Genomic DNA, 22,128 nt, shown 5'->3' with positions numbered 1-22,128 from the left:
ATCGCTAAGTGGCACGCTCGTTGACTCTCGTCCGGCTCGGGAAGGCCGGCAGTGGGTTTCACCTATCCGGGCTTGTTGCGGGGCTCCGGGATGATGAGGACTGGTCGCTCCTGGCGGTGGACGAGGGCCGCTGACACACTTCCTTCGAGGGCGCGGTCAAGCCGTGCGAGGGTACCGCGCCTGCCAGCCCCGACGACGAGCAGGGCTGCGCCTGTGTTTTCGGCGAGGCGGCTGAGGGCTTTGGGCACGTCGCCGTTGAGCACGCGAAAGGACCAGGAGTGTCCTGGCTTGCCGAGGATGGCTTCCAGTTTGTGTTGTAGGTACCGCGACGGGAATTCTGCTTCTGCGTTAATGCTGGGGTCCAGCGATAGGGCCGTGCGGTGGTCCGCTGGTTCCCATTCCGTGAGGTAGCTGGCGGGGTCGACGAATGCGCAGATGAGGTGTTCTTCGATGGAAGCTGCCAGGGCGGCTGCTGTCCGGATCATATGCTCGGTGAAGCTCCATCCCACGCCGAGGATGATGGGGCCTGGAAGCCGTCTCTCATCGGGCATGGCGGCCCCGCACAGTGTGCCCGACGGTGATCAGCAGGGCGGTTCCGGTGGCGGCTGCCATGGTGTAGGTCATGGTTGTGAAGGAGCCGGACCAGGTGGCCAGTGCCGGGCCAAGGGCCGGGGCGAGAGCTGTAACGATGGTGAGGGGCGCGGTGAAGAGGCCCTGAAGGGTGCCAAGACCGGTGGCGCCCCAGTTGGTGGCGACGATCGTGGCCTGCAGGAGGGTCTGGCAGCCCCTGACGGCTCCGGCGATCATTCCTGCGCCGATCAGCAGCGGCGCCGGTCCTGGCATGAATGCCAGCAGCAGGAGCGCGGCGGTGGCTGTGCCGGCGACGGCGGGGATGCGTGCTTTTGTGGGCAGGGCTGCGAAGAGCAGCCTGCCGGCGACTTGTCCTGCTCCAACGAGTCCGAGGCCGAGTGCGGCCAGGGTGTAGTCGGCTCCTTTTTCCATGAGCAGGGGGATGATGTTCAGCGTCACGGTATATAGTCCGAGGCACAGCACGACCATGAGGGCTTGGTGGGCCAGGAAGTCGTGGCTGCGCCGAATGCGGCGTACCTGGGCGGCATCTTCGACGAGTTGGGCCGCGGACAGTTCCTGCTGCCAGGCCCGGTTGAGGTAGCGGGTGTGCAGTGGCACGGTCACGGCGCCCAGCAGTCCAGCGAGAACGAGGAACGCTCCCCGCCAGCCGATTGCGGTGCAGAGGGCTGCGGTGAGCGGGGCGAAAATCGTAGAGGCGAATCCTGCCACGAGGGTCAGGATGGTCAGCGGCCGGACCCGGGCCGGGCCGTACCAGCGGCTGATCACCGTGAAGGCTGGCTGATAGAGCACCGCCGCCTGCGCGGTTCCGGCCAGCAGCCAGGCGCCCGCGAACCAGACCAGGTTTGGTGACAGGGCCGCCAGGGCCACGGCGAGCACACCGACCAGCGAGCCGGCCACCATCAGGTTGCGCGGTCCGGTCCAGTCCAGCATCGTTCCTACGGCGATGCCGACGGCTGCTGAGACGACCAGCCCGGCGGAGAAGGCTCCGGTGACGAGCGCCGGGTCCCAGCCGGTGTCTTCGCAGATGGGCCCGACGGCGGTCATCAGCGCGTAGTAGAGCACGCCCCATGCGGTGGTCTGAGTGATGCACAGCGCGGCGAGCCCGCCGCGCGGTGCACCTTCGGCGACCAGTGTCCGGGATACCGCAGGGGCGGGCATGGCTACTTCCCGGTGAGCTCCGTGTAGAGGGCCTGCACCCGGGTCCTGATGTCGTCCCGGACCAGTCGCATCCGTTCCATGCCTTCGATGCCCCGTTCGGAGGGTTCGTCGGTTTCCCAGATTTCGAAGCGTTTGCCCTCGCGCGGTTCAAGCTTGGCCTCGGTGCCCAGGACGATGACGGCGTCCACGGTGTCCAGGACGTCGTCGGTGACGGGCTTGGGGTGTTCGCCCTCGACGCCGATGCCGAGCTCGGCCAGGGACTCCACGGCCTGGGGGTTCAGGGACTTGCCCGGTTTGGTTCCGGCGGAATGGACGGTGACTGTATCGCCTGCGAGGTCCCGCAGGAGGCCGGCAGCGAGCTGGGATTTGCCGCCGTTCTTGCTGCAGACGAACAGCACAGCCGGTTTCTTCAATGTGGTCTCTTCAGTCATGAGTGGGTTGTTTCCTTGGTGAGTGAGTCGACGAGGGTTTTGACGCGTTCGTGGATCTGGTCGCGGATTTCCCGCACCTTCTCGAGGGGCTGGCCGGCCGGGTCGGGCAGGTCCCAGTCCTCGTAGCGTTTGCCCGGGTAGATCGGGCAGGAGTCCCCGCAGCCCATGGTGATGACCACGTCCGAGGCGCGGACGACGTCATCGGTGAGGGGCTTGGGGTAGTTCCGGGATACATCCAGGCCCATCTCGGACATGACCGTTACGACGGCGGGGTCCAGTTCTGCGGCCGGCAGGGATCCTGCGGAGCGGACGTGGATCCTGCCTTTGGCTTCGACGGTGAGCAGTGCCGCGGCCAGCTGGGACCGGCCGGCGTTCTGCACGCAGACGAACAGGACCTCGGGGACCTCGGAGGCGATGGCACCCTTGGACTTAGCCAAGGCGCTGAGCCGGTCGCTGGCGAAGTGTTCGGTCGTGGCGGGCAGATGGCTGCTGACTTTTGCGGTCCTGGCCAACGCGGCGTAGGACTCGAAAACGTACCGCTCCACGGTTTCGGGCGCGAAGATCCCAGCGAACTTCTCGCCGAGGCGGGCGCTAATACGGTGCAGGATCTCGGTGTTGTCCTGTAGTCCCAGGCCGGTGGTCCGGTGTTCAGTCATGGCAGCACTCCTTGAGTGGGGACAGGCCGTGTTAGTTGATGCCGGAGCGGCCGTGGGCGAGCCCGGTGGGGAAACCGACCAGTACGGGTTCGGGCGTGGTGCAGCACCCGACGGTTCCCTGATCGGCGGCGGATGCTTTTCCGACGGTCGCCGGAACATCGCAGCTGGTGCCGGCGTCGGTGGAGCAGACCCCGGTTTCGGGCAGTTCGAGGTGGACGGTGTCAGCGGCGTCCTGGTCCCCGGCCAGGGCCGCGACGACGGAGCGGACCTGTTCGTAGCCGGTGGCCAGCAGGAACGTCGGGGCCCGGCCGTAGGACTTCATTCCGACGATGTAGAAGTCCTTGTCCGGGTGGGCGAGGAGCTTCGCGCCGTGCGGTGGGACGGTGCCGCAGGAGTGGAATTCGGGGTCGATCAGCGGGCCGAGTTCGGTGGGGGCTTCGACGGCGGGGTCGAGGTTGAGCCGTAGTTCGCGCAGGATGTCCAGGTCCGGGCGGAACCCGGTGCACGGGACGATGATGTCGGCTTCGATGGTGCGACCGTCTACGGCTCCCACCATCACTCCGCTGTCAAGGTTCTTCAGGGAGCTGATGCCGAAGCCGGTGTGCAGTTCGATTTTGCCTGCTTCGACCAGACGGCGGACGCGGCCGCCGAGCTGGCCGCGGGCCGGGAGCCCGTCGGCGTCCCCGCCGCCGTAGACCTTCTCGGCCGTAGCGCCGCGGACTGCCCACAGGATGCGGGTATCGGGTTCGTCTTTGGCGAGGTCCGCGAGGTTAATCAGGGTGTTGGCCGCAGAATGGCCCGCCCCGACGACCAGGACGCGGCGGCCGGCGAACGCTGCCCGTTCCCGCCCGGTGACGTCAGGCAGCGGGGCAGAGATCCGGTCCGCGGCGGTGTCTTCGCCGATGGCGGGCAGGCCGGAGGTCCCCAACGGGTTGCGGCCGGACCAGGTGCCGGACGCGTCGATGACGGCCGCGACCGTGTGGTCGCGGATTTCGCCGTCGGAGTGTTCGACCCGGACGGTGAACGGGGTTTCGTCGCGGCTCCGGACGTGGGTTTTGTCCAGGCCCTGACGGGTCACGGCGATGACGCGGGCGCCTGTCTGCAGCCGGTCGGCGATCTGCGGCAGCGCGGCCAGCGGCGCGAGGTAGTTGTCGATGAGTTCCCCGCCGTAGGGAAGGGCGGTGGGGCGCGGTGATTCCCAGCCGGTGGCTTCAAGCAGCCGGGCGGCGGCGGAGTCGATGTTGAACCGCCAGGGTGAGAACAGCCGGATGTGGCGCCACTGCTCGATGGCGGCGCCCGCCGTCGGTCCTGCTTCGAAGACGATCGGCTCCAGGCCGCGCTCGAGCAGGTGGGCCGCGGCCGCCAGGCCAACGGGTCCGGCGCCGATCACGGCAACGGGAAGGCTTTTCGCTGAATCCATGCTGTCCTCATTTCCATGCTTTTGATGTGGTTGGTGCCCGCCGGGCCCATTGTGTGGTGCCCGGCAGGCGGCGGGGGTTAGCAGCAGTCCTGATCGTCGTCGCAGCAGCCGGAGTCGCCGCAGCATCCTGTCCTCATTCAGCTCACCTCCCTCCCCGCGTGGGTCTATGCGTGAATTGGTTCCTCGACCAGCGCAGTCGCGATGCTGGCTGCGTCCTCCAGCGCTGCCAGGAAGCGTTCCGCGTCCAGGGCCGCCGCGCAGCCGGTGCCGGCCGCGGTGATGGCCTGCCGGTACCGGTGGTCCACCGCATCGCCGCAGGCGAAGACTCCGGAGAGGTTGGTGCAGGTGGTGGGGGCGTCCACCTTGATGTAGCCCTCCTCATCCAGATCCACTTGGCCGGCCACGAGTTCGGTCCGTGGCAGGTGCCCGATGGCCACGAAGATTCCGGTGGCATCCTGGTGCCGGGTTTCGCCGGTGCGGGTATCCGTGAGGGTCACACCGGTGACCTTGCCGTCGCCGTGGATGGCGCTGACCGCGGAGTTCCAGGCGAACCGGATCTTGGGGTTGTCCTTGGCCCGTTGCGCCATGATGCGGGAGGCCCGCAGTTCGCCCTTGCGGACCACCACGGTGACGGTCTTGCCGAAGCGGGTCAGGAAAGTTGCTTCCTCCATGGCGGAGTCGCCGCCGCCCACGACGATGATGTCCTGGTCGCGGAAGAAGAACCCGTCGCAAGTGGCGCACCAGGAGACGCCGTGTCCGCTGAACTTCTTCTCCTCCGGCAGGCCGAGCTCCTTGTAGGCCGAGCCGGTGGCCAGGATGACTGCCTGCGCCTCGTACGTCTCCCCGCCACCGGTGACCACGCGCTTGACCGGACCTTTCAGGTCGACGGAGGTGGCGTCGTCGTACTCGATGCGGGCGCCGAACTTTTCCGCCTGCTGCTGCAGGCCGTCCATCAGCTCCGGGCCCTGGATGCCGCCCGGGAAGCCCGGGAAGTTCTCCACTTCGGTGGTGTTCATCAGGGCACCGCCGGCGGTCACGGATCCTGCCAGCACCAAGGGGTTCAGTCCGGCGCGGGCGGCGTAGATGGCGGCGGTGTAGCCGGACGGGCCGGAACCGATAATGATCAGCTGTTCGGCCGTGGCGGCAGCGGGCGTTTCGTTGGTGCTCACGTCTTGGTCTCCTGGTGTCCTGGGACGGCTACTTGGCCGCAGGGATGAGGGATTCGATCAGGTCCTCGATGCGGGTCTTGATCTGGTCCCGGATCGGGCGGACGGACTCGACACCCTTCCCTGCCGGGTCCTCAAGCACCCAGTCCTCGTACCGCTTGCCCGGGAAGTACGGGCACTCGTCGCCGCAGCCCATGGTGATGACCACGTCGGATTCCTTCACGGCCTCGGTGGTCAGGACCTTGGGAACCTCGGCGGACATGTCAATGCCCAGCTCGGCCATAGCCTCGACCGCGGCGGGGTTGATCTTCTCGGCAGGCTGCGACCCGGCGGAGCGGACCTCGATCCGGCCCTGGCCAAGGGTAGTCAGGAACGCGGCGGCCATCTGGGAGCGGCCGGCATTGTGGACGCAGACGAACAGGACGGAGGGCTTCTTGGCGGTTTCAGTGCTCACTGGTTTTCTCCTGGAATCAGTTGGTGGATCGGTGTAAATAGAAGTCGCCACGACCACACATCCCACATCTGCATATCGATGTTTATCAATGTATGGAAGTATCCGACGCTTTATTGATGATTGTCAATATTCGGTTGCCGGGCGGGCCTGGTTTCGCAGGGCGGCGCCCGGCGCGCCCCGGGCAAGGTGCTTTTAGGCGGCGCGCAGTTTGGGTGCGAGGTCGTGGATCCGCCCGGAGAGGTCGTTGAAGGCGGACTCGAAGGCCTCCTCGGTGTTGATCCGCAGCGGATCGGGCACTGACCAGTGGACGCCGTCGAGGCTGGTGAGTTCCTCGTGGGCGTTGTCGCAGACGGTGATGACGAAATCGCCGGCGGCGACCTTCCCGAGCTTGCGTGGGGGAACTTCCGGCAGATCCACGCCGTGCCGGCGGGCCGCCTCCAGCGCACCCTCTGCGATCCGGTCCGCCGGGTGCGTTCCGGCAGAGGTTGACGGGATTTCACTGACCTGGCGCCAGAGCGCGGCGGCCAGCTGGGAGCGGGCACTGTTGCGCGTGCAGACGAACAGGACCCGGGTGGCACCGTGCTCAGCGCCGGGCGCCAGACCGTTCAGGGCGCCGGCTGCCAGGCGGATGTAACTGCGGCGCTTGTCAGCCTCCGAGCGGCGGCGGACCGTCAGGCCCGCGTCTTCCAGCACCCGGAGGTGGTGGGCCATCAGGTTCGACGGCATGCCCAATTCGGCCTGGAGCTCCGTGGGTGAAAAGTCGCCAACGGTCAGCAGATCAACGATGTGCAGGCGCGCCGGATCGGCGAGGGCCGCATGCCGGGCTACCCGCACCCGGAAAGCATCAGCTGGATCAGTTTTCATTGACTCAATTTTGACTGACTTAGTTGCGTGGGTCAAGCTTGATGCCATGACTACAAACCAGCCGCCGCTGTGGCGTCGTGCCATCGCCGAATTCCTGGGCACCAGCCTGCTCGTGATGATCGTCGTTGGCTCCGGGATCATGGCCCAGCAGCTCTCCCCGAACGACATCGGACTGCAGCTGCTGCAGAACAGCACCGCAACGGTATTCGGCTTGGCCGTACTGATCCTCGTGCTCGGTCCTGTCAGCGGGGCACACTTCAACCCCGTCGTCTCGATCGCAGACTGGGTGCTGGGCCGGCGCAGCGGCAGTGGGCTTACCCTTCCTGATGTCGGCGCCTACGTGGTTGCGCAGATCCTCGGTGCCGTCTCCGGCAGTGTGGTCGCGAATGCCATGTTCGAAGTGGGGACTTCCATCTCGGGGAAGGACCGGGCGACGGGCGGACACCTGCTCGGCGAAGTCGTCGCCACCGCGGGGCTCATCGTGCTGATCTTCGCCCTCGCCGCCACCCGGCGCGGCGTTCTCGCCGCGCCGGCGGTCGGTGCCTATATCGGAGCTGCGTACTGGTTCACCTCCTCCACGTCCTTCGCGAACCCTGCCGTCACGGTCGGCAGGATTTTCAGCGACACGTTCGCCGGCATCGCACCGGGCTCCGTTCCCGCGTTTGTCATCGCCCAATTCCTTGGCGCCGCGGTTGGCATGGGGCTCCTCCTGCTCCTCTTCCCGGCTTCCGGCCGCGCCGCGGATGACGTCGTGCTCCCGCACGACGCGGACAAGACCGCCCCCTAGCCCGGTCCCTTGCCGTGGCCGCGAATGTATTGATCGATGTCAATATGGGCGCATAATGGGGAGATGACTGTGCTGCCCGTCCTGGATCCCGTCGCGGATACTGCCTGCTGCCCGCCCGCAGGCGGTCCTGCCCTGGACGCCGGCGAAGCAAAGCAACAGGCGCTGGTATTCAAAGCGCTGGCTGACCCTAACCGGCTCCGTCTGTTGTCCATCATCAAGGCTTCGTCGTCCGGGTCCACCTGCGTGTGCGACCTCACCGAGCCCTTGGACCTCAGTCAGCCTACGGTGTCCCATCACCTGAAAATCCTGGTCGAAGCGGGCCTGCTGCTGCGTGAGAAACGCGGCACCTGGGCGTACTTCTCGCTGGCCCCCGGCGCGCTGGAGGACGTCGCTAACCTCCTGGCCAACCTGTGAGCGCGACCCCGACGGTCCGGGCCCTGGAACCGGCGGACTGGGACCAGGTCCGGTCCATTTATCAACAAGGCATCGACACGGGGCACGCGACCTTTGAATCCGCCGGCCCTGGGTGGGAGTCCTTTGACCAATCCAGGCTGACCGGCCACCGTCACGTTGCCGCTTCGCCCGACGGCGTGGTCCAGGGCTGGGTGGCAGTCTCACCCGTCTCCGCCCGGCCCGTTTACGCAGGGATCGTGGAACACTCCGTGTATGTTGACCAAGCCGCACGCGGGCTGGGCATCGGCGCAGCCCTCCTTCAGGAACTCATCAACTCCACCGAGAGCGCCGGGATCTGGACCATCCAGGCCAGTGTCTTTCCCGAAAACGAAGCCAGTCTCAGACTTCACCACGCCTACGGATTCTCCACCGTCGGACGCCGCCAGCGGATTGCCCGGATGCCCCACGGCCCGCTGGCCGGGCAGTGGCGCGACACTCTTCTTATCGAACGCCGCTCCGACAACATTTAAACAGCCGACCGGCACGCTGGAGGACGATATGGAAGCGTCATGCGAAGAGATCATCGCCGGCTACCGCCGGGTCCGGACCGACCTTGATGCCTGGCTGGCGGGCGCCACCATGGCGGATCTTCGCCGCAAAAGCAACGGCACCAAATGGACCAACGAAGAGCTGCTTTTCCACATGGTCTTCGGCTATATGGTCGTCCGTGCGCTGCTTCCCCTGGTTCACCTCGTCAGCCGGCTCCCTACCCCCGCCGGCAAACGCTTCGCCGCACTCCTGAACGCCGGCACGCGCCCCTTCGACGTCATCAACTACTGGGGCTCCCGCAGCGCAGCCCTCTACTTCAATAGACTCCGGATGGCCCGGAAACTTGAAACCACCATCAACGCCATCACCCGGAGACTGGAACGCGAGAACGGTAGATCCCTGGGCAGGTCGATGCCCTTCCCGGACCGCTGGGATCCCTTCTTCGCTCCCATCATGACCATCAACGACGTTTACGCGTACCCCACCAAACACTTCGACTTCCACGCCCGGCAACTCAGCCTGACCCACCCCAGTCACTAAAACGGCTGACCGGCGCGCCAAGCATCGCAAACGACCGTTTACGAGACTTCGAAAGACACTCATCGGAACTGCGGCATGTCTTGTCTCATGACCCGTGTCCGCTATCTATGTATCAGAGGCGGCGTTTGCGTTACATTTAGGTGTGGCTTTAATCGGGTATGCGCGTGTATCAACCAGAGACCAGCACCCCGAGGGGCAAACGGACGTTCTCGAGGCTGCGGGTTGCGAGAAGATCTTCGTTGAACATGCCTCCGGTGTCCTCGCCCGGCGGCCGGCTCTTGACCAGGTGCTTGAGTACGTCCGTGCCGGCGACACCCTGGTTGTCACCAAGCTGGACCGGCTGGGACGCTCGGTGCGCAATCTCAAACAAGTGGCGGAGGAACTGCAGGAGCGTGGGATTGGTCTGCGTGCCCTGTCGCAGGGAATCGATACGACCACGCCCGGCGGCCGCCTGTTTTTTCACATGCTGGCCGCGATCGCTGAGTTCGAGCATGACCTGATCGTGGAGCGAACCCACGATGGCCTCGCCGCTGCCCGCGCCCGCGGACGCAAGGGCGGGCCCAAGTTCAAGATGACGGCGACCAAGATCTCCCAGGCGCGCGCCATGTACGACTCGAAGGAACACACCGTGCAGGAAATCGCGGATACCTTTGGAGTTTCCCGGCCCACCATCTACCGCCACCTGCAGGCGCCGTCCGCCGGGCCGGCGCGGTAAGCAAAGGAACGTGCGGTGCCGCGGGCTAAGTACTCGGCTGAGGACCGCGCCGTGCTGCTGCGACGGCATCTCGATGAAGGCATCCCGCTGTCCCGTCTGGCTGCCGAGTCGGGCATCGCGATCCGAACCATCCGCCACTGGATGTCCAGGTACCGTGCTGAGGGCACCGTCGCGAGCCTCGAGCGTTTGCCCCGGTCCGACCGGGGCAAACGTACGATTCCGCAAGAGCTCATTGACGCCGTCGAAGGACTCGCCTTGCGCCGCCCGGCACCAACAGCTGCATTCATTCACCGCAGGATCACCGGCATTGCCTTGGCCCGCGGTATCCCAGGCCCCAGCTATTCGACCGTCCGTGCACTGATGGCCGGCATCGATCCAGGCCTCAGAACGCTCGCGCAGAAAGGAGACGCCGCCTATCGGGACACCTTCGAACTGGTCTACCGACGCACCGCCGCCCGGCCGAACGAGCAATGGCAGGCCGACCACACCCTCCTCGACATCGAAGTCGCCAACCCAAAAGGGGGCACCGCGCGGCCCTGGCTCACGGTCGTGCTCGATGACTACTCCCGCGCGGTTGCCGGCTACACAGTATTCATCGGAGCGCCCAACGCCCACCAGACCGCCCTGGCCCTTCACCAAGCTATCCGCGGAAAAGCCAACCCGTCCTGGCCGCTCATGGGGCTGCCGGACGTGCTGTACAGCGACCACGGCGTTGATTTCACCTCCACAAGGTTGGAGCGGGTCTGCCTCGACACCCACATTCAGCTGATCCACTCCAGGCCCGGAGTGCCGCAAGGGCGCGGGAAGATCGAACGGTTCTACCGCACCGTCACCACCGAACTCCTGCCCCACCTACCCGGCTACATCCCGCACGGCACACGAGGGCGGCCAACCAGCACACCCGAACTCACCTTGCAGCAGCTCGATAGGATCCTGGAGACGTTCATCGTCTCGGAGTACAACCACCGTCGACATTCATCAACGAGGCAGGCACCCGTGCAGCGGTGGTCCGCTTCGGGATTCATCCCGAGAATGCCCGCGCACCCGGACGACCTGGACCTGCTATTGCTGACCGTAGCCACCGCCAGGAAAGTACAGCGCGACGGCATCCAATTCGCCTCCACTCGCTACGTTTCTCCGGTCTTGGCGGCATACGTCGGCGAACAGGTCACCGTCCGCTATGACCCCAGGGACATCGGAGAAATCCGTGTCTACTTCAACGACATGTTCCTCTGCCGAGCCATCGCCCCCGAACTGGCAACAGAAGCCATCACCCTGGACCAGCTACGCGACGCCAGGGCCCATAGGAAACGCGAACTCAAACACCAGCTGCGCGAACGGCGCAGCCTGGCCGACGCCCTCCCCGCGGATACCCGCTATGCCCCCACGACGACCGAGGCGCTTCCAGCCCCCTCCGAATCATCACCCATTCCCAAACCCGTCCAACAAAAGCTGCGTACATATGAAACCGATTGAACCCGGAAAGCGCACACTTCTCGACGGAAAGGATGACGGCAGCAGATTCCTCACTTACAAGTTAGGTGAGATAAATAGTGCCGCCCCACCGTCGCCGCCGGACCAGCCTGCCTTCCTGGCCACCAGAGAACATCGCCGATTCACCGAGTTCGCCAACACCGTCCGCAGCAACCGTTACATCGGCCTATGCTGGGGGCCGGCAGGAGTCGGCAAAACCCTCTCTGCACGCCACTACGCTGCAGTGGATGAGTGGGATGTCTGGCAGGCTGCCCTCGCGGAGAAGGTTCAGCCGGTCCCGGAACGGATCCTTGAAGCACGCACCGCGTTTTTTACCCCCACCGTCGCCGCAACCGTACGGCAGATTGACCAGGGGCTACCCACCGCCTGCCAGCAAATCTCTTACGCGGTCGACTATGCCGAGCATGGAGTCATCGACCCTTTCGTGCATACCGAGTCCCGCTCCAGCGGCCGTACCGAGCTTCTGATCATCGACGAAGCAGACCGGCTCAAAGCCACAGGACTGGAACAGGTGCGGGACTACTACGACCGTCACCACATGGGGGTCATTCTCATCGGCATGCCCGGCATCGAGAAACGCCTGGCACGATACCCGCAGCTCTACAGCCGCATCGGGTTCGCCCACGAGTTCCGGCCACTCACCGCTGAAGAGCTCACAGCCGTACTCACCCAGCGCATACCCCCAGAGCCCCAACGGCCCGAAGACAACCTTGGGTACTCAACTGCCGTCGCAACAATCGCCAGAATTACAGGCGGAAACTTCCGGCTCGTTGACAGGCTGCTCACCCAAGTACGGAGGATACAAACACTGAACCACCTCAATGCACTCACCCCAGAAGTCGTCGACGCGGCCAGGGAAACACTCCTGATCGGCCACTAAACCCTGCGTTTTTCGGGCCAAATAACTCTGCGGTTCACATGACATCGGAGTGGATAGCCTTGAGCTTTGCGCGCGGTGTCACTTAAACGAACGTATAAATCACAGAGGAGAACCGTGGTGCTGGTCGGATATATGCGGGTCTCCAAGGCCGACGGCTTCCAGTCCACAGACCTGCAGCGCGACGCGCTTCTGGCCGTCGGCATCGACACTGGCTCTCTTTATGAAGACAGGGCCTCCGGGAAGAAAGATGACCGGCCCCAGTTGGCTGCCTGCCTCAAAGCCATGCGCCGCGGCGACACGTTGGTTGTCTGGAAACTCGACCGGCTGGGCCGGGACCTGCGGCACCTGGTCAACATCGTCCACGACCTGACCGAACGGGGCATCGGACTGAAGGTACTCACCGGGCAGGGCGCCGCCATCGACACCACCACCGCCTCCGGAAAACTCGTCTTCGGCATCTTCGCCGCCCTCGCTGAATTCGAACGCGAACTCATTTCCGAACGCACCCTCGCCGGCCTCGCCTCAGCACGGGCCCGCGGCCGGAACGGCGGGCGGCCCTACAAGATGACTCCCGCCAAACTCCGTCTCGCCCTGGCGTCCATGGGTCAACCCAACACGAAGGTCAGCGAACTCTGCACCGAACTCGGGATCACCCGCCAGACCCTGTACCGGCACGTCTCACCCACAGGGGAACTGCGTCCGGACGGTGAGAAACTTTTTTCCAGATAGTCTGCCGGGCAGTGAATGGGAAACGGGAAGGGGCCTAAGCCTACGGTTCAGCGCCGTGGGGCGGCTACTTGTCCCCGCCGCTGTCCTAATCCTCTCTGGGTCAGCCTGTGGGGCGGCTGGATATGTGGTCAGCGGGGCGCATGCGAATGGCCACGATGAAGCCGGAGAGCGCAGTCAGGCCGGCGACGGTCAATACGGCTGCCGGGATGCCGTAGGCGTCGGCGATGAGTCCCGAGAGCAGGGCGCCGACGGCAAACCCGCCGTCGCGCCACAGCCGGTAGATGCCGACTGAACGTGCCCGCCATTCGGGGTGGGCGACGTCGCCGATCGCTGCAAGCAGTGTGGGGTAGACCATGGCAGTGCCGGCACCGAGCAGGATGACGGCGGCGAGCCAGGTGCCGAAGTCATGCCCGAACCCGACCATGCCCAGTGCCAGGGCTTGGACGAGCATGCCGCCGGCAATCAAGGGTTTGCGCCCGATCCGATCCGACAGCGCGCCGGTGACCAGCTGCCCGGCGCCCCAGATGGCCGGGTAGAGAGCGGCGAGGATCCCGATGCGTTCGATGCTGAGCCCTGCGGCGGCGAACAGGACGGGGAAAAGTCCCCAGGCGAGGCCGTCGTTGAGGTTGTTCACCATTCCGGCCTGGCTGACGGAGGACAGGGAGTTGTCCCGGAAGCTGGTCAGGATGAAGACGGCACGGTTGCTCAGCCCGGCGTGGCTGCCCGCATGGACCGGAACGTGGGCGGCGGCTTCGGCCTTGGCGTGGTGATGTGTTTCGCGGATGGTCAGCACGGACAGGCCGAGGCCGACCGCGACGAAGGCAGCCCCCAGCAGAAACGGCCCGGGACGGAGCCCGTACGCGGCGGCGATGTAGCCGGTAGCCAGCGCCGCGCCCGCGACCCCCAGGTAACCGGCCGCTTCATTCAGCCCCATGGCCAGACCGCGGCGCTCAGGGCCGACGAGGTCCATTTTCATCATGACGGTGGTGGACCAGGTCAGGCCCTGGCTGACCCCGAGCACCACATTGGCAGCGACGATCCAACCCCAGGACGGCCCGAAGATCAGCAGCACCGGGACAGGGATGGCAATGAGCCAACCAGCGACGAGGACCGGTTTTCGGCCGTACCGGTCCGAGAGGGTTCCGGCAAAGTAGTTGGTGGCGGCTTTAGCCAGACCGAACGCCAGAATGTACGTCAGCGCGGACGTGTACTCATCGAGGTGGAAGACCTTTTCGGCGAGCAGCGGCAGGACGGTGCGTTCCTGGCCGAGGGTGCCGCCCACGAGGGCGTTGACGGCGACGAGGAGCATGAACTGGGCCAGGTTCTGCCGCAGTCCCAGCGTGATGGCCTCTGTTGTTCGAGGCTGCCGGCGGGTGTTGCCTGAGATCACTGGTGGGTCCTGTCGGTCTTAGGGGTGCGGGCATCGGGCTGATCCGACGGCGGTGCCCCCAGTGGAGCGGGCCGTTCACCCGCCCGGAGCCGGTTGATTCTGAACGCACCTGCACCGGCCCGTCCCGCATCGCCACACCGGAGGTCCAGAGTCAACGGTTGCAGAGCCATGTGTTGCGGTGATGGGGTTTTTCGCCCGGTCGCTGGCTGGTCAGCGGGCTTGGACGGTGGCCATCATGCCTTGGTCTTCGTGGTCCAGGATGTGGCAGTGGATCACGGTGCGGCCGGGGAAGTCGTTGAAGGCTACCCGGACTTTCACCCGGCTGCGGGCGGGGACGTTGACCACGTCCTGCCAGGTGGGTTTGGTTACGTCGCGGTCGCCGTCCTGGATGACCTGCATGGGCCATACGTGCAGGTGGATGGGGTGGTCCATGGGGCTGGAGTTGGTCAGGGTCCACTCCTCCACGGTCCCGGCCGCTGCCGTCTCGTCGACCCGTTCGGGATCAAACTTCCGCCCGTTGATGGTGAAGGCCATCATGCTGCCCATCCCCGTGCCCGAGCCCATGTTTCCGTTCATGCCCGTGTTTGCGTTCATGCCCATGGCGAAGTTCAGGGTGCGGGCGGCTGTAACCGGTTCGTTCCGCAGATCGCGCAGGGGCCGGCCTTCGGGCACGGGCCCGGGGTCAGTGCCCGCGCTTCCCGACACGGCCAGGGAGAGCAGGTCGACCGGGCCACTACCGGATTGGTTGCCACCCCCCATCATGGCGTTCATGCTGCCGCGGTCCACGGGTGCCGCTGTGAGGGTGGAGGATCCGTCGCGGGTTTCCACGAGCAGCTCTACGCGGTTGCCGGGGGCGAGAACCACTTCGGTGACGTCCTCGGGGACCGGCAGGCGTCCGAGGTCCCGGCTGAGCAGCCGGAGCTGCTGTCCGTCCAGTGCCAGGCGCAGGTAGCGGGAGGAGCAGGCGTTGATGATCCGCCACCGCTCCCGTTCTCCGGGCGCGGCGCGCAGTTGCGGGCGGAGCTGGCCGTTGACCAGGACGATCTGCCCTTCACGTCCCATCATCTGCTGCATCCAGTCCGGCTGGGCAAGGTTGCCGTCTGCGTCAAGGGACAGGTCGGAGACCACCAGCACCCTTTCCCGGGTGACCGGGACCGCGTCGGGATCCTCCACCACAATGGCCCCGTAGAGGCCGGCGGCGACCTGGCCGGCGACGTGCCCGTGGCGGTGGGGGTGGTACCAGTAGGTACCCGGCGGGTGGGCGCCGGGCAGGGTGAACTCGTAGTCGAAGGACCCGCCCGGGTCAATGCTGACGAAGGGGTTGTCGCTGTTGCTCTGGGGGGAGACGTGCAGTCCGTGCACGTGCAGGTTCGTGGGAGCCTGCAGCCCGTTGCGCATGGTGATCCGGATGGTGTCGCCCGCGCGGACCCGCAGGGTCGGCCCGGGCAGGGAGCCGTTGAATGCCTGGACGTTGGCCTCCTGCCCGCCGACCCGGACCCGTGCCGGCGCGGCGGTCAGGTCCAGTTCCAGCACCCGGTCGCGGCTGGCCAGCAACTGGGGTTCGGTCAGGTCCTCACCCCCGGTGTGTCCGGATCCGGTGCCGGGGCCGGTGGTCAACCACAGCCCGGCGCCGCCGACAGCCGTGGCGCCGGCCCCGGCCGCACCCAGTGCCAGCAGCTGGCGGCGTGTCAGCGGCCTCACCGCCCGTCCTCCTCCAGCATCCGACGCCGTTCCTGGTATTCTTCGGTGCTGATCTCCCCGCGGGCGTAACGCTCCTCAAGGATCTCCCGGCCCCGGGCAGGGCCCGCACCCGGCCGTGGTGGTCCTTGCCCATCGGTGGGGGCGTTGCCGCCGGCGTTGCGGGTGAAGGCTTTGACCAGCACCACGGCGAGGAGGATCACGCCGGCGATCAGCAGGATCCAGAAGATCCAGGCTAGCCCCATCCCGCCCATATCAAAGCCGTTCATCATCAAAGGGTTTCCTTATCTCTTGTCGTGCACGGCGAGGCCGTGCCTGACCGTGCGTTCTCAGGGGGCCGTGCGGGGGCGGTGGTCCTAGGCCTCGGCTGACTGGCGGGAGTTGTGCCAGGCGTCCCAGGCGGCGTAGCTGCCGTCGAGTTCGACGACGTCGTACCCCGCCCGGCGCAGGGCGCTGGCCGCGACGGAGTTCCGCACCCCGGACTGGCAGTAGCTTACGATGGTGCCCTCGGCGGGGAGTTCATCCAGGTGCCACATGGCGCGACCGCCGCTGAGCTGGTACGAGCCGGGCACGTGCCCGGCGGTGTGCTCGGTGCGGTTGCGGACATCCAGGACCATGGCGGCGTCGAACCCGTCGAGTTCTTCGGGCTGGATCAGCTTCGGCGTGAAGGTGGGCAGCCCGTCGATGCTGGTGACGTAGCCGGCGACGTTGTCGATGCCGACCCGGACCAGGTGGTCCCACATGTCCTGCGCCTGTTCCTGGTCCTTGGCCAGGAGTACCAACGGGTTCTGATCGGTTTCCGGGTTCACCACCCAGGCGCCGTAGCTGGCCACGGACTTGCCGGCCGGAACGTTCAGGGACCGGACCACGGTGCCCTTATGGACTTCGCTGTTAGGGCGGGTGTCGATGAAGGTCAGGGTGTCCTCCGCCAGGCCGGCGGCAACGATCTCAGTTAACAGTTCAGGCAGCGGGATACGCTCACCCATGACAACAGGGCCTTCACGGTTTTCGCGCTTCATGCGGCCGAAGTAGGCGTGGGCGTCGGGCTGGCCATCGAGGAGCTCGTTGATGAAGCCGGTCTCGTCGTTCGCGGCCAGGTAAGGGCCCCACCAGGCGTAGAGCCGTTCGTAACCGACCGTGGAGGACGGGATGGCGCCCAGGGCCTTTCCGCACGCGCTGCCCGCGCCGTGGGCCGGGTGGACCTGGACGTAGTCCGGCAGGGTCAGGAACTTATCGCGCAGGCTCGCGAAGAGCTGCCTGGCACCCTCGAAGCGGGTCTCGATGCCACCGGCGGCCTCGTCCAGCAGGTCCGGGCGGCCCAGGTCGCCCGAGAACACGAAGTCTCCGGAGAGCAGGTAGCCGGGCTTGTCGCTGAACGCGCCGTCGGTGACCAGGAAGGACAGGTGCTCCGGGGTGTGGCCGGGGGTGTGGACGGCCTTGATGCTGATGTTGCCCAAGGTGATGGTGTCGCCGTCGTACAGCCGCTCGCCCTCGAATTCGTACTGCCAGTCCGGTCCGCCCTCGCCGGAAACGTAGATCTTGGCGCCGGTGGCGGCGGCCAGTTCGCGGGTGCCGGAGAGGTAGTCGGCGTGGATGTGGGTCTCGGTGACGGCCACGATCTTCATGCCGTTCTTCGCGGCAAGGTCCTGGTAGACGGCGATGTCGCGGCGCCCGTCCACCACGATCGCTTCACCCTTGGCCTGGCAGCCGATCAGGTAGCTGGCCTGGGCGAGGTCTTCGTCGTAAATGCGCTCGATAAGCATCTGGTGCTCTCCTTCATTGTGAAAGGGGATTGGAAGGTTGTTCTGCAATCAGTATAGATACCCCGGGGGGTATCTCGCAAGTGCACTGCGGCCTAGGTTGTTTTCCTGTGGAACGGCCTTCGGAACAGGTGCAGGAGGCCTGTGACTACACGGCTCCTGGCCGCTGGAGGCTGGTCTTCGGGTGCTTTGTTGATAGGTGACAGGGTGGCCTGCCCGGTACCACTCGGTGATTCCGCCGGCCACGTTGACCGTGGTGTATCCGCGGTCGGTGAGGATCCGTGCGGCCTGGCTGCTGCGTTTCCCTGATCCGCACAGCAGGTGGATGGTGGTGTTGGGCAGGTCCGCGAGCCGGGAGGGCAGTTCATCCAGGGGAATGTTCAGGCTCCCCGGAACATGCGCGGTGGCGTGTTCATCCCGGCTTCGGACGTCCACCAGTGCGGCACGGGGCCACACATTGGCGAGTTCTTCTGCCGTGACAGTACGGAAAGCGTGCTGGCCCGCCATGGTGTGTCAGGCGTGCTGGTGGCCGGCTTCGGCGCGGAGTTTGTCCATGTCCAGGTTCTTCACGGCCTGGATGACTTCCTCCAGTCCGGTGGCATTGAGTGCTCCGGGCTGGGAGAAGACGAGGGTCTTGTCCTTGAACGCCATCAGCGTGGGGATGGAGGTGATGTTCGCTGCGGCGGAAAGCTCCTGTTCGGCCTCGGTGTCCACCTTGGCGAAGGTGATGTCGGGGTGCCGTTCGGCGGCGGCGCCGTAGGTGGGGGCGAACATGCGGCAGGGGCCGCACCAGGCTGCCCAGAAGTCGACGAAGACGATGTCGTTGTCCTCCAGGGTCTGGGCGAAGGATTGGTCGGTGATGTCGATGGTTGCCATGATCTGTCGTGTCCTTTCGGTCGGGCTAGGGGTAAGTGCCCTGCGGCTGGGGCCTAGGTGGTGGGGAGTCCGGCGCGGGTCCAGGCGGTCATGCCGCCGGCCATGGTGTCCGCTTTGTAGCCGGCGCCGTTGAGGGCATCGGCGACGGCGGCGCTGCGGTTGCCGCTGCGGCATACGGCGATCACGGGGACGGCCGGGTCCAGCTCGCCCAGGCGGGCCTGCAGCTGGCCCATGGGGATGTGCAGGGCGCCGGGGATCATGCCCTCGGCGACCTCGAAGTCCTCGCGGACGTCGAGGATCCGGGCGGTGGAGCGGCGCTGTTCGGCTTCGGTGATGGTGATTTCAGCCATGGGGGTTCTCCTTCGAAGTGGTTTCGGCTGGGTGTGTGGAAGTGGTGCTTGCCTAACGGACGGGTTCGCCGGCCTGGCGCCAGGCGGCCATGCCGCCGCGCACCGAGTAGGCGTCGTAGCCCTTGGCGGCGAGGAGCCGCGCTGCTGAGGCCGAACGTACGCCGGAGGCGCAGACGGCGATCACGGGACGGGTTTTTTGGATGCCGGCGGTGCTGGCCTGCAGCCTGTCCAAGGGGACATGCTTGGCCTGCGGCGCCCGGCCGGTCCGCCGTTCCTGGGCTGACCTGACGTCGATGAGCGTGGCCCCGGAGCCCAGGAGGTCCTTGGCCTGCGCTACGGAGATTGTCTTGTAGGGCTTGCTGAAGGCCTTCTTGAGGGAATCGATCAGTCCCATGGTGTTCTCCTCTATGGATGAGTCAGGCGGTGACCGTGCCGGCGGTGACCCACGCCGCGACGGCGAAGATGAGTACGGCAAACGAGATACGGATGTGCTTGTCGTGCAGGTGGCGGGCAAACCGGGCGGCAACCACCGATCCCACGATGGCCGGGATGGCGAACGCCAGGGTGGTGGCCCAGTCGATGGTGTATCCGGCAGCGTGGGCGCCGAACCCGGCGGCGGAATTGACCACGATGATCGCCAAAGAGGTTCCAACAGCCTGCTTCATCCGCAGGCCCAGGAAGATGGTCAGTGCGGGGGTGATGAGGAAGCCGCCGCCCACGCCGAGGAGCCCGGTGAGGAACCCGACGAGCAGCCCCACCCCCACGGCTTTCGGGGCGCAGGACCGGAAAGCCCGGTTCGGCCCGGTGCTGCAGGAACCTTCGCTTTCGCGGGGCTTGCTGAGCATCCGGATGCCCGCGGCCACCATGATCACGGCGAAGGCAAGCATCAGGATGTTCGGATCCAGCAGCTTGCCCACTGCCGCGCCGGCCCAGGCCGCCGGGATACCGGCGGTCCCGACCAGTGCGATCACGGGCCAGTTCAGGCCGTCCCGGATCCGGGGAAGCAGGGCGGCCAGCGAGGAGATGCCCACCACCAGCAGTGAGGTGGGAATGGCCTGGGCGGGGCTCATGCCCACGCCGTACACCAGGGCCGGAACGGCGATGATGGACCCGCCGCCGCCCACAACGCCCAGTGCGACGCCGACGACGAGCCCCAGTCCCAGGGCCGGGATCATGCCGCAGCGCCCTCTTCAGCCGTCTGCACGGGAAGCTGCAGGATGGCGCTTTCGCGGGTGGGTTCCTGGGCGGCCTTGTTCCACGGCATGGCCGAGAGGGCCTTGCCCATGGCGCAGGTGTTGGTTGCGGCGGAGAACGTCAGCCCGGTGCCGATGGCACCGGCCAGCATGCGGACCTTGGGGGAGACGAACTTGCCCCCCATCAGGCCCAGCATCACCAGGGAGCCTGCGGCCATGCGGACCTGGCGCTCCAGGTCCCAGCGGTCCTTGCCCTTGACCACATCGCCGCCGGCGGCAGCAAAGCCGGGAACCCCGCCGGTGAGCACGTAGGCCGTGTCCAGGCCGACGGTGGCCATGCGCTGGCGGGCCTGCTCGGCACGCACTCCGGACTGGCAGACCAGGACCACGCGCGAGCCAAGCCGGGCGGCGAGTTCGTCGGTGTGCTCGGAGAGCAGCGGCAACGGCACGTTGTAGGAGCCGCGGATGTGCATGGATTCGAATTCAGCGGCGGAACGCACATCGAGCACCACGAGGTCCTGGTGCTCAGTGAACCAGGACTGCAGCGTTTCGGGGGCGAGTGCGGTCACGGCGGGTGCCTTGGAAGGGGAAGTCATAAGTGGCCTCTCGGAAGGGGTCGGGTGGATACCCCACCGAGTATTACAGATACCCCCGGGGGTAGTCAAAACACCCGTGGGGGTATATAGTTGGGGGTAGCACCTTATCGATGGAGACCCCCTTATGGAACTGAACCCAACCGAGCTCACGCCCGTGATCAACCGCCTCAAGCGCGCCCAGGGCCAGCTCGCGGCCGTCACCCGGATGCTCGAGGAGGGCCGGGACTGCAAGGATGTCGTTACCCAGCTGGCCGCTGTGTCCAAGGCCCTTGACCGGGCCGGCTTCGCCATCATTGCCACCGGGCTGGAGCAGTGCATTGTCCAAAAAGATGGAACCATGGACAAGAAGGACCTGGAGAAGCTTTTCCTCTCCCTTGCCTAATCAGCGGACCGGTCGAGCAACTTCGAGGAGCATCATGACGTACACCCTGGCCACCACCGTCTCCCTTCCCTGGGCGGAAGCGCTGCAGCGCACCCGCGAGGCCCTTGCGGCGCAGGGGTTCGGAATCCTGACGGAAATAAACGTCCGGTCCACCTTTGAAGCCAAGCTTGGCACTGAAGCAGCAGACGCCGTCGGGGATTACGTCATCCTCGGCGCCTGCAATCCGGCTCTTGCCAGCCGCGCCCTTGCCGCCGAACCTGAAATCGGCGCCCTGCTGCCGTGCAATGTCGTGGTGCGCCGGAACAAGGATGCAGACGTGACCACGGTGGAAGCAATCGACCCCCAGACCATGGTCCAGCTCAGCGGCGCCCCTTCCGTCAAAGAAATAGCAGACGACGCCGGCACCCGCCTCCGCACGGCCCTCGCCGGGCTGAGTGAAACAACCGAGTAATGTGCCCATAGACAGGGCCGCCCGCAGAAACCGCCAACGACGGCGGCGGCAGGGGCTTAGTCATTCACACCGTCGGGCCGCTTGAGCAGGACGCCCTGACCGGCATCCTCCGCAGCGCCACCAACGCCCGCGCCGCACTCACCCCGGGAACCGGGATTGAAGTGGTTGTCCGGGGCCCGGGTGTGAAATTCCTGGCCACAAACTCACCCGCTACCGAAGCCGTCAAAAGCGCCCGGCAACTGGACGTGCGTATCTTCGCCTGCGGCAACAGCATGCGCTCCGCCGGCCTGGAAGAAAAGGACCCTGCGCCCGGCATTGGCATGGTTCCCGCGGCCATCGCCCACCTTGCCCGGCGGCCAATGGGGCGGCTGGGCCTACGCCAGGCTTTAAAACCAGGCGGCTCCCGGCCGCTTGCGCCCTCGCACCGGCCACCGCCGAAAGCGCGGTTTCTGCGTGCCGACATACATCCAGTGCAGATGACTTCGGACATTCTGTGCAGACGACTTCTGAAACTGACAAAAAGTCGAAAAAGCACTCCTACTCTTAGTCAAAACTGGTTGCCGAAAAGAAAGTCGGTCAAAAGGTGAGTATGACAGTCTGATCGG

At 65.9% G+C, this 22,128-nt stretch carries 29 protein-coding genes; 11 read left to right on the top strand and 18 right to left on the bottom strand.

What is annotated here, in order from left to right; translation table 11 throughout:
• Window positions 1-62: 62 nt before the first annotated feature.
• The 8 genes from DC347_RS19170 to DC347_RS19135 form a co-directional block, all read right to left on the bottom strand.
• Complete coding sequence (locus DC347_RS19170) at window positions 63-551, bottom strand: universal stress protein (RefSeq protein ID WP_109864088.1); 489 nt, start codon at window positions 549-551, stop codon at window positions 63-65.
• Window positions 541-1,749, bottom strand: coding sequence for an MFS transporter (locus DC347_RS19165; RefSeq protein ID WP_109864087.1), 1,209 nt, complete (start codon window positions 1,747-1,749; stop codon window positions 541-543). Before DC347_RS19165 ends, DC347_RS19170 begins: the two co-directional genes overlap by 11 nt.
• A 2-nt stretch (window positions 1,750-1,751) precedes the next feature.
• Window positions 1,752-2,180, bottom strand: coding sequence for a low molecular weight phosphatase family protein (locus tag DC347_RS19160; RefSeq protein WP_109864086.1), 429 nt, complete (start codon window positions 2,178-2,180; stop codon window positions 1,752-1,754).
• Window positions 2,177-2,836 (bottom strand): arsenate reductase ArsC, encoded by a 660-nt coding sequence (locus DC347_RS19155; RefSeq protein WP_109864085.1) that lies wholly within the window; start codon window positions 2,834-2,836, stop codon window positions 2,177-2,179. Before DC347_RS19155 ends, DC347_RS19160 begins: the two co-directional genes overlap by 4 nt.
• A gap of 31 nt (window positions 2,837-2,867) precedes the next feature.
• Window positions 2,868-4,256 carry an FAD-dependent oxidoreductase gene (locus DC347_RS19150; RefSeq protein WP_109864084.1) on the bottom strand — a complete coding sequence of 463 codons (1,389 nt, stop codon included), beginning with the start codon at window positions 4,254-4,256 and terminating at the stop codon, window positions 2,868-2,870.
• Window positions 4,257-4,420: 164 nt separating this feature from the next.
• A complete protein-coding gene (trxB, locus tag DC347_RS19145; RefSeq protein WP_109864083.1) occupies window positions 4,421-5,425 on the bottom strand; it encodes a thioredoxin-disulfide reductase in 1,005 nt (334 codons plus the stop codon).
• Between the two features lie 28 nt (window positions 5,426-5,453).
• Entirely contained in the window at window positions 5,454-5,876 is a 423-nt protein-coding gene (locus DC347_RS19140) for an arsenate reductase ArsC (RefSeq protein ID WP_109864082.1), read from the bottom strand.
• 192 nt (window positions 5,877-6,068) lie between these two features.
• The gene (locus DC347_RS19135) at window positions 6,069-6,740 is read right to left on the bottom strand and encodes a helix-turn-helix domain-containing protein (RefSeq protein WP_109864081.1); all 672 of its coding nucleotides are present in this window, start codon (window positions 6,738-6,740) and stop codon (window positions 6,069-6,071) included.
• Window positions 6,741-6,786: 46 nt separating this feature from the next.
• Between DC347_RS19135 and DC347_RS19130 the strand changes: the two genes are divergently transcribed.
• The 8 genes from DC347_RS19130 to DC347_RS19095 all read left to right on the top strand — a co-directional run bounded on the left by DC347_RS19130 (window position 6,787) and on the right by DC347_RS19095 (window position 12,827).
• Complete coding sequence (locus tag DC347_RS19130; RefSeq protein WP_109864080.1) at window positions 6,787-7,527, top strand: MIP/aquaporin family protein; 741 nt, start codon at window positions 6,787-6,789, stop codon at window positions 7,525-7,527.
• Between the two features lie 63 nt (window positions 7,528-7,590).
• Complete coding sequence (locus tag DC347_RS19125; RefSeq protein ID WP_109864079.1) at window positions 7,591-7,941, top strand: helix-turn-helix transcriptional regulator; 351 nt, start codon at window positions 7,591-7,593, stop codon at window positions 7,939-7,941.
• Entirely contained in the window at window positions 7,938-8,450 is a 513-nt protein-coding gene (locus tag DC347_RS19120; protein WP_240617863.1) for a GNAT family N-acetyltransferase, read from the top strand. The genes DC347_RS19125 and DC347_RS19120 overlap by 4 nt, the downstream gene beginning before the upstream one ends.
• A gap of 28 nt (window positions 8,451-8,478) precedes the next feature.
• A complete protein-coding gene (locus tag DC347_RS19115; protein WP_109864078.1) occupies window positions 8,479-9,009 on the top strand; it encodes a DinB family protein in 531 nt (176 codons plus the stop codon).
• Between the two features lie 142 nt (window positions 9,010-9,151).
• Window positions 9,152-9,724 carry a recombinase family protein gene (locus DC347_RS19110; RefSeq protein ID WP_109864137.1) on the top strand — a complete coding sequence of 191 codons (573 nt, stop codon included), beginning with the start codon at window positions 9,152-9,154 and terminating at the stop codon, window positions 9,722-9,724.
• 15 nt (window positions 9,725-9,739) lie between these two features.
• Window positions 9,740-11,200 carry a Mu transposase C-terminal domain-containing protein gene (locus DC347_RS19105; RefSeq protein WP_109864077.1) on the top strand — a complete coding sequence of 487 codons (1,461 nt, stop codon included), beginning with the start codon at window positions 9,740-9,742 and terminating at the stop codon, window positions 11,198-11,200.
• Window positions 11,187-12,098: an AAA family ATPase gene (locus DC347_RS19100; RefSeq protein WP_109864076.1), complete on the top strand. Its 912-nt coding sequence runs from the start codon at window positions 11,187-11,189 to the stop codon at window positions 12,096-12,098. The genes DC347_RS19105 and DC347_RS19100 overlap by 14 nt, the downstream gene beginning before the upstream one ends.
• A 117-nt stretch (window positions 12,099-12,215) precedes the next feature.
• On the top strand, window positions 12,216-12,827 hold the full coding sequence (locus DC347_RS19095; RefSeq protein WP_109864136.1) for a recombinase family protein: 612 nt from the start codon (window positions 12,216-12,218) through the stop codon (window positions 12,825-12,827).
• 100 nt (window positions 12,828-12,927) lie between these two features.
• Here DC347_RS19095 and DC347_RS19090 read toward each other — a convergent pair whose 3' ends face one another.
• The 10 genes from DC347_RS19090 to DC347_RS19045 all read right to left on the bottom strand — a co-directional run bounded on the left by DC347_RS19090 (window position 12,928) and on the right by DC347_RS19045 (window position 20,690).
• The gene (locus DC347_RS19090; protein ID WP_109864135.1) at window positions 12,928-14,136 is read right to left on the bottom strand and encodes an MFS transporter; all 1,209 of its coding nucleotides are present in this window, start codon (window positions 14,134-14,136) and stop codon (window positions 12,928-12,930) included.
• Between the two features lie 291 nt (window positions 14,137-14,427).
• Window positions 14,428-15,918: a multicopper oxidase family protein gene (locus tag DC347_RS19085; RefSeq protein WP_109864075.1), complete on the bottom strand. Its 1,491-nt coding sequence runs from the start codon at window positions 15,916-15,918 to the stop codon at window positions 14,428-14,430.
• Window positions 15,915-16,187, bottom strand: a complete 273-nt coding sequence (locus DC347_RS19080; protein WP_109864074.1) for an SHOCT domain-containing protein — start codon at window positions 16,185-16,187, stop codon at window positions 15,915-15,917. The genes DC347_RS19085 and DC347_RS19080 overlap by 4 nt, the downstream gene beginning before the upstream one ends.
• 84 nt (window positions 16,188-16,271) lie before the next feature.
• Entirely contained in the window at window positions 16,272-17,678 is a 1,407-nt protein-coding gene (locus tag DC347_RS19075; RefSeq protein ID WP_109864073.1) for a rhodanese-like domain-containing protein, read from the bottom strand.
• Between the two features lie 48 nt (window positions 17,679-17,726).
• Window positions 17,727-18,182 carry a rhodanese-like domain-containing protein gene (locus tag DC347_RS19070; RefSeq protein ID WP_109864072.1) on the bottom strand — a complete coding sequence of 152 codons (456 nt, stop codon included), beginning with the start codon at window positions 18,180-18,182 and terminating at the stop codon, window positions 17,727-17,729.
• 6 nt (window positions 18,183-18,188) lie between these two features.
• Window positions 18,189-18,551 (bottom strand): thioredoxin, encoded by a 363-nt coding sequence (gene trxA / locus DC347_RS19065; protein WP_109864071.1) that lies wholly within the window; start codon window positions 18,549-18,551, stop codon window positions 18,189-18,191.
• Between the two features lie 53 nt (window positions 18,552-18,604).
• Window positions 18,605-18,901, bottom strand: a complete 297-nt coding sequence (locus DC347_RS19060; RefSeq protein ID WP_109864070.1) for a rhodanese-like domain-containing protein — start codon at window positions 18,899-18,901, stop codon at window positions 18,605-18,607.
• Window positions 18,902-18,953: 52 nt separating this feature from the next.
• Window positions 18,954-19,295: a rhodanese-like domain-containing protein gene (locus DC347_RS19055; RefSeq protein WP_109864069.1), complete on the bottom strand. Its 342-nt coding sequence runs from the start codon at window positions 19,293-19,295 to the stop codon at window positions 18,954-18,956.
• Window positions 19,296-19,317: 22 nt separating this feature from the next.
• Window positions 19,318-20,076: a sulfite exporter TauE/SafE family protein gene (locus DC347_RS19050; protein WP_109864068.1), complete on the bottom strand. Its 759-nt coding sequence runs from the start codon at window positions 20,074-20,076 to the stop codon at window positions 19,318-19,320.
• Window positions 20,073-20,690 carry a rhodanese-like domain-containing protein gene (locus DC347_RS19045; RefSeq protein WP_109864067.1) on the bottom strand — a complete coding sequence of 206 codons (618 nt, stop codon included), beginning with the start codon at window positions 20,688-20,690 and terminating at the stop codon, window positions 20,073-20,075. The genes DC347_RS19050 and DC347_RS19045 overlap by 4 nt, the downstream gene beginning before the upstream one ends.
• Window positions 20,691-20,814: 124 nt before the next feature.
• Here DC347_RS19045 and DC347_RS19040 point away from each other — a divergent pair, with 124 nt between their 5' ends.
• The 3 genes from DC347_RS19040 (at window position 20,815) to DC347_RS22020 (ending at window position 22,110) form a co-directional block, all read left to right on the top strand.
• Complete coding sequence (locus DC347_RS19040) at window positions 20,815-21,072, top strand: metal-sensitive transcriptional regulator (RefSeq protein WP_109864066.1); 258 nt, start codon at window positions 20,815-20,817, stop codon at window positions 21,070-21,072.
• A gap of 34 nt (window positions 21,073-21,106) precedes the next feature.
• Entirely contained in the window at window positions 21,107-21,523 is a 417-nt protein-coding gene (locus DC347_RS19035) for a DUF302 domain-containing protein (RefSeq protein WP_109864065.1), read from the top strand.
• A 161-nt stretch (window positions 21,524-21,684) separates the two neighbouring features.
• Complete coding sequence (locus DC347_RS22020; RefSeq protein ID WP_368665765.1) at window positions 21,685-22,110, top strand: DsrE family protein; 426 nt, start codon at window positions 21,685-21,687, stop codon at window positions 22,108-22,110.
• Window positions 22,111-22,128 lie beyond the last annotated feature (18 nt).

It is taken from the genome of Pseudarthrobacter sp. AG30, from assembly GCF_003116525.1.
In the GTDB taxonomy this organism is placed as follows: domain Bacteria; phylum Actinomycetota; class Actinomycetes; order Actinomycetales; family Micrococcaceae; genus Arthrobacter.
The sequence above is the reverse complement of the archived record's forward strand: the minus strand, read 5'-3'. Positions and strand labels throughout refer to the sequence as shown.